The 12157-nt window shown below is 53.6% G+C and carries 10 protein-coding genes and 1 pseudogene; 6 read left to right on the forward strand and 5 right to left on the reverse strand.

The window, feature by feature from the left end:
• Positions 1-158 precede the first annotated feature (158 nt).
• A complete protein-coding gene (locus FD737_RS15660) occupies positions 159-1208 on the forward strand; it encodes a DUF1176 domain-containing protein (protein ID WP_160833958.1) in 1050 nt (349 codons plus the stop codon).
• 139 nt (positions 1209-1347) lie between these two features.
• Here FD737_RS15660 and FD737_RS15665 read toward each other — a convergent pair whose 3' ends face one another.
• On the reverse strand, positions 1348-2025 hold the full coding sequence (locus tag FD737_RS15665) for a YecA family protein (protein ID WP_160833959.1): 678 nt from the start codon (positions 2023-2025) through the stop codon (positions 1348-1350).
• Positions 2026-2233: 208 nt separating this feature from the next.
• On the opposite strand from FD737_RS15665, the gene FD737_RS15670 reads away from it, so the two are divergent.
• From FD737_RS15670 to FD737_RS15685, 4 genes and pseudogenes are all read left to right on the forward strand, one after another.
• Positions 2234-3250, forward strand: coding sequence for an isopenicillin N synthase family oxygenase (locus FD737_RS15670; protein WP_160833960.1), 1017 nt, complete (start codon positions 2234-2236; stop codon positions 3248-3250).
• An 18-nt stretch (positions 3251-3268) separates the two neighbouring features.
• Positions 3269-4051: a MetQ/NlpA family ABC transporter substrate-binding protein gene (locus FD737_RS15675; protein ID WP_160833961.1), complete on the forward strand. Its 783-nt coding sequence runs from the start codon at positions 3269-3271 to the stop codon at positions 4049-4051.
• Between the two features lie 147 nt (positions 4052-4198).
• A pseudogene (locus FD737_RS15680) lies at positions 4199-5377 on the forward strand (serine hydrolase domain-containing protein).
• A 160-nt stretch (positions 5378-5537) separates the two neighbouring features.
• Complete coding sequence (locus tag FD737_RS15685) at positions 5538-6032, forward strand: RcnB family protein (RefSeq protein WP_034826295.1); 495 nt, start codon at positions 5538-5540, stop codon at positions 6030-6032.
• A 30-nt stretch (positions 6033-6062) separates the two neighbouring features.
• Here FD737_RS15685 and FD737_RS15690 read toward each other — a convergent pair whose 3' ends face one another.
• Entirely contained in the window at positions 6063-7514 is a 1452-nt protein-coding gene (locus FD737_RS15690) for a PLP-dependent aminotransferase family protein (protein ID WP_160833962.1), read from the reverse strand.
• A 106-nt stretch (positions 7515-7620) separates the two neighbouring features.
• Between FD737_RS15690 and FD737_RS15695 the strand changes: the two genes are divergently transcribed.
• A complete protein-coding gene (locus FD737_RS15695; protein WP_160833963.1) occupies positions 7621-8325 on the forward strand; it encodes a GNAT family N-acetyltransferase in 705 nt (234 codons plus the stop codon).
• Between the two features lie 32 nt (positions 8326-8357).
• Here the strand turns inward: FD737_RS15695 and FD737_RS15700 are convergent, their stop codons facing one another.
• The 3 genes from FD737_RS15700 to FD737_RS15710 all read right to left on the reverse strand — a co-directional run bounded on the left by FD737_RS15700 (position 8358) and on the right by FD737_RS15710 (position 12110).
• Entirely contained in the window at positions 8358-9017 is a 660-nt protein-coding gene (locus FD737_RS15700) for a hypothetical protein (RefSeq protein WP_160833964.1), read from the reverse strand.
• Positions 9018-9216: 199 nt separating this feature from the next.
• Complete coding sequence (gene opgB / locus FD737_RS15705) at positions 9217-11508, reverse strand: phosphatidylglycerol--membrane-oligosaccharide glycerophosphotransferase (RefSeq protein WP_160833965.1); 2292 nt, start codon at positions 11506-11508, stop codon at positions 9217-9219.
• 212 nt (positions 11509-11720) lie between these two features.
• Complete coding sequence (locus FD737_RS15710) at positions 11721-12110, reverse strand: tautomerase family protein (protein ID WP_034826287.1); 390 nt, start codon at positions 12108-12110, stop codon at positions 11721-11723.
• Positions 12111-12157 lie beyond the last annotated feature (47 nt).

Below are 12157 nucleotides of genomic sequence, written 5' to 3' on the forward strand. Positions count from 1 at the left end.
GGAAACAGTGAGTTTTATTTTCTTGCGGGGCATCCGATTCACTGGTGTGGCGTCATTATCACGCAGGATCATGGAAAACCTATCAGCGCAAAAAATTCACTTCTCCCGCGCACTAAAAATCATCACACTAGCCACCTTTACCGTTATGGAGTGATGGCATGAAAACCCGATTGCTGCTGGCGTTCGCGCTGCTCACCAGTTTGAGCGTGCCATTGCTGGCAGATGAAGATGGCGTCTCCTTCAGCCATAAAGACTGGGAACTCGCCTGCGACAATACCTTAACCTGCCGCGCTGCGGGTTACAGCGCTGAAGAGGGCGCGGGTGGTTCAGTCCTGCTCACACGTGAGGGCGGGCCCAATGCACCGACCCATGGACGCGTGGTGCTGGCCGATACTGGCGATGATGACTCCAGGCAAGTGGATGCACTGGCGCTGTGGATTGATGATCACGCGCAGGGCGAGGTCACCAAAGTCGAGAACGATGAGTGGACGCTGACCGATGCGCAAACGCTGGCGCTGATTAATGCCATCAAAGGCAGTAGCAAAGTGGAGTTTCGCGGCGGCGAAGAGCCGTTCGAGCTTTCCAGCAATGGTGCCTTTGCCACGCTGCTGAAGATGGACGATGCACAGGGTCGTCTGAGTACGCCTGGCGCGCTGGTGCGCAAGGGCAATAAGCCTGAAAACAGTGTTCCTGCGGCGGTCGCAATGCCGGTGATTCAGCAGGTCAAAGTTGAGAAAGCCGCGCCTCGTCCGTTGAGTGCGGATGAACTGGCGTTGCTCAAGCCGAAGCTGATTGCTTCGCTGACCGATGACGACAGCTGCGATAATCTGGACCCTACGGATGATCAACCTGAAGAGGGCGCTGAGCCGCTCACGTTAACGCCAGTGGATGATACGCATGTGCTGATTGCCGCGCTGTGCTGGCGCGGTGCCTATAACGAAGGCTATGGCTATTGGCTGATGGATCGTGCATTTCAGGGTAAACCGCAGCTGATCACCGATTCCGGTTCCGATTACAGCCAGGGCGTGATTTCCGAGGCGCAGAAAGGCCGCGGTATTGGCGACTGCTGGAGTACAGCGGCCTGGGTATGGGATGGCAAGGATTTCGTGCAGAGCAGTGATGCTACCACCGGCATGTGTCGTGCGATTCGCGCTGGCGGTGCATGGCAATTGCCGACCCTGGTCACTGCGGTGAAGCCCGCCTCTTAATGCGTTGTGAGATTTTGTGAAAAGCCGGCACAAGGGCCTAATCGCCCTACACGCCCTGAGTTGGGTTCAGTGAAGTTGCAGCATTGAAAGTAGATTGAGGAGAGGGCGCGACCTGGCGCCCTCTCACGGTGATGAGGCGTTATTTACCGCAACACTGCTTGTACTTCTTGCCGCTGCCGCACGGGCAGGGATCGTTACGGCCGGTTTTCTCGCCCGCGAAGTGTGGCAGTTGGGGTTCCGGATCGGGCTGTGCCATGCGCTGTTCCTGCCAGTATTCATGCAACTCCAGCGCCGCCGGGCGAATGGCGTCAATGCTGGCCTCAAACTCCTCTGGCGAGAACGCTTCACGCTTTGCCAATTCCGCTTCACTGCCGTGCAGCGTGATGGCGGCCATCGCCGGTTGCAGGCTTTCAGGCAGTTGATCCCAATCTTGATCTAACGCTACGCCGCGCAGATAGCCATAACACCAGTCTTCCACCACAGTGAACTCCTGACCTTCCATCTCCTGCATGCCAAACAGGGGATCAAACTGATCCGGAAAATCAGCCAGACGCTCAGCAATGTCGTTGAAGTGCTGGAAAATCAGCGCCATAAAGCGATCCATTTCACGCTCGTTGGCCCATTTGGGAATGTGTTTCTTGTCGCCCCACAGCGCCACCAGCCACTCACTCGGTTCGATATCGTTCGGGCCGGAGAGCAGAGCCGTCAGCATGCCATCCAGCTCGGAAGTATCCACCACCGACTGTTCATTGCCGTATTTCTCCAGCATATCTTCCAGCCAGTTCAGTTCTTTCTCGGTTAACGGGCCTTGGTTCATACGGCATCTCCTGTGCGGTGCGGGTAGGCAAAATTTTGACGGCGCGATTATAGCGGTAAGCGGCACGGATTTACCGCTTTTTGCATATAGATTGCTGAAGCTTTCCTAAAAATCATTCGCCATAACATATTGCGCAACAGTATTGGCTGGAATGGAACGCCAGTGGCAGCGTAAACGCAGAACTTTACTGCGTTAAGGACCAAATTGTATGGCAGAAACATTGCCGGTGCTGGATTTGGCACTGCTGGAACTCCCGAATGCTGATCAGTCGCCTTATCTCGCCGAACTGCGCACCACGGCGCGCGATGTCGGTTTTTTCTACCTGATCAATCATGGCATCAATCCACAGTTGCTGCAGAACGTGCAAAGCATCACCCAGGCGTTTTTTGCCCTGCCGGATGAGGAGAAGCAGCGTGTCTCGATGATCCACTCACCGCATTTCCGCGGCTACAACCGGGCTGGCGTGGAATATACCCGTGAGCAACGCGACCAGCGCGAGCAGTTTGATATTGGCGCGGAACGTGTGGCGTTAGCGTTACAAGCGGGCGATCCCGCCTGGAAGCGTCTGCAGGGGCCAAATCTATGGCCAGAGGCGCTGCCGCAGCTCAGGCCAGTGATCCACGCCTGGCAGCAGGCGATGACCGGGATTGCACTGCGCCTGTTGCGTGCGTTTGCCAAATCGTTGTCGCTGCCGCCAGATGCATTTGATGCACTGTACGGCACGCATCCCAACGAGCATGTGAAACTGATTCGTTATCCCGGCCAGGCCAGCGATGCCAGCCAGCAGGGCGTCGGCGCGCACAAAGATTCAGGCTTCCTGACGTTTCTGCTACAGGATGGGCAGCCCGGCTTACAGGTTGAAGTGACGCCGGGTCACTGGGTGGATGCATTGCCGAAACCGGGCGCATTTGTGGTGAATATCGGCGAATTGCTGGAGATTGCGACCAATGGTTATCTGCGTGCCACGGTTCACCGTGTGGTATCGCCGCCTGCACGCAAAGAGCGTGTTTCCATCGCCTTTTTCCTCGGTGCACAGCTGGATGCCGAAGTGCCGATTTATCAATTACCGCCGCAGCTGGCGGCAGAAGCGCACGGGCCGACCAGCGATCCCGCCAATCCCTTGCTGCGTGAAGTGGGCTGGAACTATCTCAAAGGGCGTTTGCGATCGCATCGCGACGTGGCAGCGCGTTACTACGCCGACGCCCAGAACACCGTTCAATCATAATAAAAGTAAGGAAAGCACATGACTAAAAAGGTGATAGCAACCCTGGTACTGCTCTCGGTATTCAGCACTTATGCTTCGGCAGCTGCCTTGCGTGTGGCGGCCGATCCGGTGCCGCACAGCGAAATCCTCAACCACATCAAACAAACCGATAAAAAGCTCGATCTGAAGGTGATTGAGCTCAACGGAAATCTTAACGCCAATGAACTGTTAGCGCGCGGCGATGTGGATGCAAACTACTTCCAGCATGTGCCTTATTTGCGCGATCAAGAAAAAGCGTTGGGGGAGAAATTTGCAGTGGTGGCGACGGTGCATATTGAGCCGTTGGGTATTTACTCGCATAAAGTGAAATCCCTGAAAGATCTGCCTGATGGCGCGCAGGTCGCGGTGCCCAATAATGTCACGAACCTCAGCCGTGCGCTGTATCTGCTGCAGGATAGCGGTCTGATTAAGCTCAAGGGCAGCAACGCCAGTTCACTGGTGACGACGGCAGACATCAGTGACAATCCGCATCACCTCAAGATCATTGAAATCGAAGCGCCACAGCTGCCGCGTGCACTGGATGATGCGCAACTGGCGATCATTAACGGTAACTACGCGTTGCAGGCGGGGTTAGTGCCATCGAAAGATGCGCTGGCGCTGGAGCAGGCAAAAGATAATCCGTATGCGAACGTGCTGGTGACGACGCCAAAACTGGCCCATGATCCGCGGATTCTCGAATTAGCCAAAGATCTGGAGTCAAAGCAAACTGCTGAATTTATCAACCAGCACTATCAAGGTTCGGTGATTCCGGTCAACCCATAATCCCGCCTCGCCACCTGTTTCTGGCAGGTGGCGATTCACCTCTTCTGTGTTATATTTCGCCACAAACACCCATCGCACTTTTTGCTAAAAATAAAAAATATCTTAAAAATTAATTGCTATGAAAACTTTCACCAGGAATAATCGGTGATGCTCTGCATCATTCCGCGATCGCTGCTGTTGTGCTTCAGTTTGCTATTGAGCGCCTGTGGCACGCTGTCACAAACTTCTGCGCCGGTCGGCGATAAAGTCTATCTCTCCCATGCGACCTTCAATGAAAACGTCGATGACATCGTGCAGCATTACATGCAGCAAAAGCAGGTGTCGGGCATCAGCATTGCGATTATCCATCAGCGCCAGCCTGCGCAGTTTTATAGTTTTGGCGTCACTGATGCGGTACACCGTTATCCGATCACACCCGATACGTTGTTTGCGCTTGGATCGCTCAGCAAAGGCATAACGGCGGAGGTGATCATTGAGCTGGTGGATCGCGGTGAGCTGCGCTGGAACGATACGCTTGCTACGCTGCTGCCGCCGGAGGTGCCGCTCAGTGAAGATGCAAAACGCATCACGCTGCTGCAACTGGTCACGCACACCTCTGGCCTGCCGCGTCAGGATATGGATTAACCGATGTTTATGAAATTTATGGCGTATCTGCGCAGCGGTGAGAATTTTTACGGCAACCTCGATAGCGATGCAGTGCTGAGCTATCTGGCTGATTTTGACGCACCAGCAAAACCCGCGGCGCAGTATTCCAATCTGGGCTATGCGCTGCTCGGCTATATTCTGAAGCACCGTCTGCATCAGGGCATCGAAAGCCTGGCGCAACGCAATCTGTTCCAACCCCTGGGCATGACCAGCAGCAGCTTCAAACCACAAAGCCTGCGTGGCTATCCGATGCGTGCGCTGGGCCATGCGGGCGACCAGCCAAAGCTGATTCCGCGTGGTGAGTTGACGCCGGATTGGGCATTCAGCAATAACATGGTGGCCGCCGCCAGTTTGTATAGCAACGCACGTGATTTAATCCACTACCTGGATGCGCATCTGCACAATGACGCCAGCGCACCCATCAATGCGGCTTTTGCGCAGGTCAATCACGGTTACGAGCAACATGGCAATCAGTCTCAGAATATTGCCTGGGTAACAGACACCTATGGTGATCAGAAAATCACTTACCAGGTGGGTTACATTGGCGGTTACTCCAGCTTTATCGGATTTGATAAGCAAAATGGCAATGCCATTGTGGTGCTGCAGAACGCCTTTAACTGGAGCAACTATCTGGGTATTGCTCTGTTGATGGATCTGGCACAGAAGAATCAGGCAGAGTAGCGAACATGGTTGCTTGCAATTTTACTGCGCCAAAAGTCGCTTTTGCTGAGGTATGCTGTGCAGCGAAATTTGACGCGCAAAACGCGCCGGGGGAACCTTGTGCGTGCTGCACTTGTCAGTAAATTGGACAGTTAATAATTAACCAGAGTGGAAATCACCAATGCGCAGGACACACGTCACCCTTCTTTCTGCAGGAATTTTTCTGGGCGCTTTGAGCCTGACTCCAGCCGCACTGGCTGAAGGCGAGCAAACGGATAACGTACCACCGCCACCTCAGGTGCAGCAGACCGCACCCGACGCACAAACTCAGGCTCCGGCAGTGGATGCCCCGGCCAGCAATGAACCAGCCGAATCCAGCGGTGATGTGGCACCGATTCGCCCATCGCAGAACGGGATGCAAGATGCCCCTGCCGGGCAAAATAATTACGATCTGAATACCATCATTATCGACTACAAAGAGTACAAAGTCGGTGATGTGGTACCCGATGAGTATCGTAAAAAGCAGTACACCATTGTGGAGTGGCAGCCACGCCACCTGCCAGCACCGCAGCCTGGTACACACTGGGCTTATATCAATGCCAACTACATCCTGATCACCGACGACAGCGGCAAGATTGTGATGGGTAAATCTGGCGACATCTTCTTCAAAGGTTAATCCTTTGTCGCGGCGGCTATCAGGCCGCCGCTACTTCACGTCCAGGCATTGCGCGATGCGCGCGACGCCGGCAATGATTTGACTGGTACTGCTGTTGCCATACCCGAGCACCAACCCTTGCTGCTTTTCCTCTCCCAGATAAAACCCCGACAGTGCACCGGGCGCATAGCCGCTGGCCATCAGCCTCTCCACCACTTCTGCATCTTGTTGTGTATCAGCCAGGCGCAATACCAGATGCATGCCGCACTCGCCGCCCAGCAACGACGTCTGCGTCCCCAGGGTTAGCAACAGTGCTTCGCGCAAGCTGGTTTGACGCTGCCGATAGAGGCGACGCATTTTGCTCAGATGACGGCTGTAGTCCCCGCTGTGAATAAACTGGGCCAGCGCTTGCTGTTCGGGGCGATTTCCCCCGCGCAGTAACTCATGCAAGGCCGGACGTAACAGGGCCAATAGCTGGGGCGGCAGCACCATAAATCCAATGCGAAGTGCCGGAAACAGCGTTTTACTGAACGATCCCACATAAATCACCGATGATGGCTGCATCATGCCTTGCATCGCAGCGATCGGTTCGCCGCTGTAACGGAAATCACTGTCGTAGTCGTCTTCTATAATCCATGACTGATGTTGGCGCGCTGTGGCGAGAAGAGCCATACGACGAGGCGCGCTCATCACCACGCCTGTAGGATATTGATGAGTTGGGGTGTTGTAGATCAGCCGCGGCGGGCGCTGTTGCCAGTCACGGGTTTGCGGAGCCAGGCCTTGTGCATCCACCTGAATAGGCTCAACGCGCATATCCCCAAGGCGCATGGCGGCTTTTGCTCCGCGATAGCCCGGCTCTTCCACCCAACCTATGTCGCCGCGCTGGCTTAGAAGAGACACGCACAACGTCAGCGCCTGCTGCGCGCCTTCGGTAATGACGATTTGCTCCGGTGTGCAGCGGACGCCGCGCGCCAGTGCCAGATGTTGGGCCAGTGCGGCACGCAGAGCAGGCTCGCCGAGCGGATCACCGTAGCCGAGGAGCTGCTGTGGCTGATGCTGCATCACGCGATTAAGCGTTCGTCGCCACTGGGCCAGCGGGAAGTGTGCCAGCGCGGGAACACCGGGCCGCAGCGCCATCTCCTGGCTTAGGGGGCGGTGGTTGGAGCGAAGCTGCGCCACTCTTGGCGGTAACAGAAGGTCACTAGCGCTGACGTCGTGATTAGGGGAGGATGGCGGTTGCGCGAAAGGACTGATGCGGCTGCCCTGACGATCGCTAATCAAAAAGCCTTCGGCCTGAAGCTGTGCCCAGACGCCGGTTACGGTATTGCGTGACACCTCAAGGTCGGCAGCCAGTTGACGTGTTGAGGGCAAAGGCGTTCCTGCGGAGAGTGCGCCTGTCAGAATGGCTTGTTTAATGCGTTGTAACAGCTGCTGCTGTAGCGTAAGTGCGCCCTCGGGAAGTAACGGTGCCAGTAGCAGGCTGTGCAATTCACTATCATTCATTATGATTCTTCGTGGATCCATAAATTTCACTGAATGTGGTGCTTTTTAACATGCCAGCGAACTGGCACGCTGTGCAACAGGTATTCTCTGACAAAGGAATTGAGCGATGACGCAACACACTAACCAGTACGGACAACCGGTAGGCGCACCTTTGCCAGAGTGGCAATCGCGCAGTTGGCCCGCTTATGAGACCTTTACCGGCCACTACTGCCGACTGGAACCACTCAGTGCTGAACGCCATGGGCGCGAACTCTATGCTGCCTATGCGCAGGCCAGCGACGGGCGTGACTGGACCTATATGTTTGCTGAGCCTTTCACCGATGAGGATGCTTATCTGGCCTATGCCAGCAAGATCGAGCAGGGTCGCGATCCGATGCATTTCGCGGTGATTGACCTGCAGACTCAGCGTGCCGTCGGAACGTTGGCGCTGATGCGCATCGATACCACGCACGGTTCAATCGAAATCGGGCATGTGGCTTTTTCGCCGCTGCTCAAGCAAACCCGTATGGCAACGGAAGCGCACTATTTGTTGATGCGCTACGCACTGGAGCAATTGGGTTATCGTCGCTACGAATGGAAGTGCGATAGCTGCAACCAGCCCTCACGCCAGGCAGCATTGCGGTTAGGTTTCCAATTTGAAGGCACTTTTCGTCAGGCCATCGTGTACAAAGGCCGCAGCCGTGACACCTGCTGGTTCTCCATTATTGATGGAGAGTGGCCACAGTTGAAACAGGCCTTTGAGCGCTGGCTGGCAGCAGACAATTTCAATGAGGATGGAACGCAGCGCGCAAAGTTGCAGGCGCAGCGTTAATAGCATGTTGACAGCCGGGCGGGATACCCGGCTCAGTTGCTTAACAGATATTTGGTGGTAAACGCGATCATTGTGGTGGCGATAGTGAACATTATGCGTCTCATCCAGACATTGTCTTGTTTTAGCTCGGTAAAACCAATCTGCATGCGTTGATCTAATTCGTTAAATTTAGCATCGTGCTGGCTGAGTTTTTCATCGATTTTCTCAAACCGCTGGTCGATCTTTTCAAACTTTTCATCTATTTTTTCAAATTTTGCATCGATCTTTTCAAATCTTTCATCGATCTTTTCAAATTTCATATCGATTTTGTCGAATCTTTCATCGATCTTTTGAAATTTCACATCGATTTTGTCGAATCTTTCATCGATCTTTTGAAATTTCACATCGATTTTGTCGAATCTTTCATCGATCTTTTGAAATTTCACATCGATTTTGTCAAACCTTGCATCGATTTTGTCAAATCGCTGATTGACCTCCGTTTCGAACTTGTCAACACGCCCTTCAAGAGAATCAATGCGCTGATTAGTCGCTCTTTGTTCTCGTACTAAGATTTCCGTTGCTTGCGACAAGTCGAATTTGGTTAAGGCATTTTCTTGCTGCATGTCAGCAAAAATATCCACCATGACTTCGGCCTGCTTGTCCGCAACGCCCGCGTCCTGCAAGGCTTTATAGGCTTTATGAGTGTTAAGCATTGTCAATATCATCCTTATTTCCTCTGGTGTCGTTCCATGAAGAAGCAAGCGTATCCAGAGGGTGATAGTTTCTCAATGTGACAATATGGATTTTGCGCGCTACCTCGGAAAAAATCAATGCTTACAATGAGTAACGTGAATGGCTAATAAAAAGGCCTGCGCACAGGCAGGCCTTGGTTTGTGAAAGAAATAGTTCGCGTTAGGGCTGTGGAATTATTTTTATCTCTACCATACCGATACCCAATTTACGCGGGTCCTGGCCCGTGATGTTGCCATCGTTGGAGGGCTGGGGCTCCGGCGGTGCGATAACCAAATTGTGGCTGCCGTTGGGGTTACTGAAGTGCAGCGTGGTGGTAGAGAATTCATCACCGAGATTCAGTCTCTGCTCCTCATCACCGACGCGCACCGGGATGGGCCGATGCGCATTAGGGCCATAGGCGCGTGCGGTGATCACCAGATCAAAACGGGCGGGCAACGGATCGACATATTCGATGTTCACTTCCGGTGCCAGATTGGCATTCGACCATCTTCCCCAGCTCTCGGGCCGTGAAATCCCGGTGAAACCTTTCACGCCAGTGGGGGCGCCAGGCACGGTCAGCAGGAAGCTGTCGGCGTTATAGCGAATCGCATTATCTTCCACGCGAATCTGCTGCTCGTTAAGTTGATAAGTCGCGGCACTCACCTCGACTTTCGGGAATTGCGCTTTGCCCTTCCACTGCGGTTTATCGATGCGCGTTACCGTCGGTTTTGCGCCCATCTGGCCCATGGCGACACAGAGATCGGTAGAGAGGGCCAAATCAGGTTGCCATAAGCGGCCCATCTTGAAGCAGCGATCGACCCAGACGAATTTATCCGAGGCGGTAAAGTCCGCGAGCTGGTAGCGCAGTGGAGCAGAATATTCGCCTTCTGGCAGTGGCTCGACGCGATCCTGCCCGACGCGGAACAGAATCGGCAATTTGAAGGTTGATCCCGAGAAGCTGAAGGTGTTTTTGGGCTGATCGATGGTGAAGACATCCATCTTACTGGGGAATTTCCACAGCTGAATGATATCGGCTTTCCATGCCGTCACCTTCTGCGCCATGTCTTCAAACTGAGCCGATAAAGATGTTGAAGAGAGGCCGCTGCGGCCGAGTCCAATTGCCTTATCACCACCCAGAATATCCAGCACCGTGGCACCGTTATCCAGGGTGCTGCGTTTGCCATCCAGCACTTCCGCCTGTGGCTCGTCACCACGAATCACCATAAACAGATCGCGGCGCGGCTGCTTAATCAGATACTGATGCGCAGTGTTATTCATGGCCAGATGATCCGAACTGACCACGATGATGGTGTTTTTAAACCAGGGCGACGCTTTGATACGCGCAATCAAACGCGCGACATGCTCTTGTGAGCATGCCACAGCGCTGAAGGATTGATTGGGTTTTCCATTGTAGCTGTAACTTTTACGCTGACAGCTGCGCGAGATAAAGCCGTCAGGATGATGGGTGTCCACCGTCAGGGTAAATAAGGCAAATCGCTTTTGCTGACGTGAAAGTTCTTCATACTTCTCAAACACTTCATCCATCACCGTGTCATCGTAAAAACCCCAGTTGTTGCGGTAGCCAGGATCGGCAACCCGGCTCTTTAACTCTTCTGAACCATACATATGTGCGGGCGAAAAGCCGTGTGACAGCAGGAAGGTGTCCTTGCCCGCAAAGCGTAAATCCGCGCCCTGAATAAACCAGTTTTCATAACCGGAGTTCTTCAGGATATCGCCGAGGCAAATATTCTGTGGGTAGAAGCTGGAAAGCGAGGCCGAGGCGTTGCCATCAAAAGGCGCAAACAGGGGAATACCGCATTGCGAAGCCACCATCCCCGCGATGGTGTAATAGGTGCCTGGCAACTGTTCGGTTTCACTGAAATCGATGCTCTGGTCTTTTTCGCGACTCAGTTCCGGCGCGAGTCCGGGGAAAACATCTTGATCAAAATAGGTGCGTTCAAGGCTCTCACCGTAGATGTACACCAGGTTAAGTTTGGGTTCGGGAATGGTTTTATTGGGCGTCTTATAATATTTATCGAAATCAGAGTCGGCCAGACGTGAGTGCGAGGCAATAAGATCTTTCACCTGACGAAAAGCAGGTGTGGTTTGCACCGAACCTGCCGCGCAGGCGATAGCCAGTAAACTCCAGCCTAAATGATGCGGCCGTCTACGGCGGCGTAGCAGCCAGGAAAGCAGGCAAAACAGCAAAAACAGGCCAATGATTAATCCAATGGCGGGCACCACATATTTACTGACGCCGGCACCTGTCAGGCTGTTGGTCAGGGTATACAGCACCGCATCGGTGATGCCATCGCCGGTAAAATAGTTGCTGGCAAACAGCGTGGCATTGAGCACGATAAACAGCGTGAGCAGCACTAAGATCAGGATAAACCAGAATTTATTTCGCCCGGCTTTACAGGAGTAAACGGCGATTGCCGCTAAAAAGAGTACAACCGAAACCAACTCGGACAAGGTTTGATCCTCACATAAATTAGTGACGCCATCCCTGCGCCCTCGGCCCTCTTTAGGGGTTATGCGTCAATTTATATGGGCTGTCACAGTGCTGCAACATAACCACACAGAATTGTGCGGCGGGTTCCGATCCGTTTAAGGCAGGTTTATATTGACTATGGTTTGACCTGGCAGCAACGCACGCGTCGCTGCCAGCGAGGGGCGAGGAGGGATTAGAGCTTACCAGTCAGATACTGCGCTTCGCCGTCGGCAAAGCTCCAGTCGCCTTTGCTGTTAGTGATAAAACTGATCATCAGATCGTTGCCCTGCACGCCACAATTTTCCTGCAACTCGCGCGCTAACTCTGCCATGAAGAGCGTTTTCTGTTCTTCGCTTCTTGGGCTGGTGTACACGCGCACCATCACCAGGTTATCGGTCCGCTCGAAACCCAGCCCGGTATCCTGAAACACCATTTGATAGCGTTTATTCTCATGAACAATCTGATAGCGATCCCGCGCGGGTACTTTGAACGCGGTTAATACCGCGCGGTGCGCGGCGTCCAGTAAGGTACGAATTTCTGATTCAGAACGGCCCTGAATCACATCAAAAGTCAGTAACGGCATAAATAAACCCTCGTTTTTGCTCACAAGATAAGAGTAGGATGTGGCTT

The sequence above is a fragment of the Pantoea sp. Seng genome, assembly GCF_009829935.1.
GTDB classification, from domain to species: Bacteria; Pseudomonadota; Gammaproteobacteria; order Enterobacterales; family Enterobacteriaceae; genus Pantoea; species Pantoea communis.

Bases quoted from the DNA above. Each gene is read 5' to 3' on its own strand.
- FD737_RS15660 (WP_160833958.1), top strand. From the start codon at position 159: ATGAAAACCCGATTGCTGCTGGCGTTCGCGCTGCTCACCAGTTTGAGC.
- FD737_RS15665 (WP_160833959.1), bottom strand. From the start codon at position 2,025: ATGAACCAAGGCCCGTTAACCGAGAAAGAACTGAACTGGCTGGAAGAT.
- FD737_RS15670 (WP_160833960.1), top strand. From the start codon at position 2,234: ATGGCAGAAACATTGCCGGTGCTGGATTTGGCACTGCTGGAACTCCCG.
- FD737_RS15675 (WP_160833961.1), top strand. From the start codon at position 3,269: ATGACTAAAAAGGTGATAGCAACCCTGGTACTGCTCTCGGTATTCAGC.
- FD737_RS15685 (WP_034826295.1), top strand. From the start codon at position 5,538: ATGCGCAGGACACACGTCACCCTTCTTTCTGCAGGAATTTTTCTGGGC.
- FD737_RS15690 (WP_160833962.1), bottom strand. From the start codon at position 7,514: ATGAATGATAGTGAATTGCACAGCCTGCTACTGGCACCGTTACTTCCC.
- FD737_RS15695 (WP_160833963.1), top strand. From the start codon at position 7,621: ATGACGCAACACACTAACCAGTACGGACAACCGGTAGGCGCACCTTTG.
- FD737_RS15700 (WP_160833964.1), bottom strand. From the start codon at position 9,017: ATGCTTAACACTCATAAAGCCTATAAAGCCTTGCAGGACGCGGGCGTT.
- FD737_RS15710 (WP_034826287.1), bottom strand. From the start codon at position 12,110: ATGCCGTTACTGACTTTTGATGTGATTCAGGGCCGTTCTGAATCAGAA.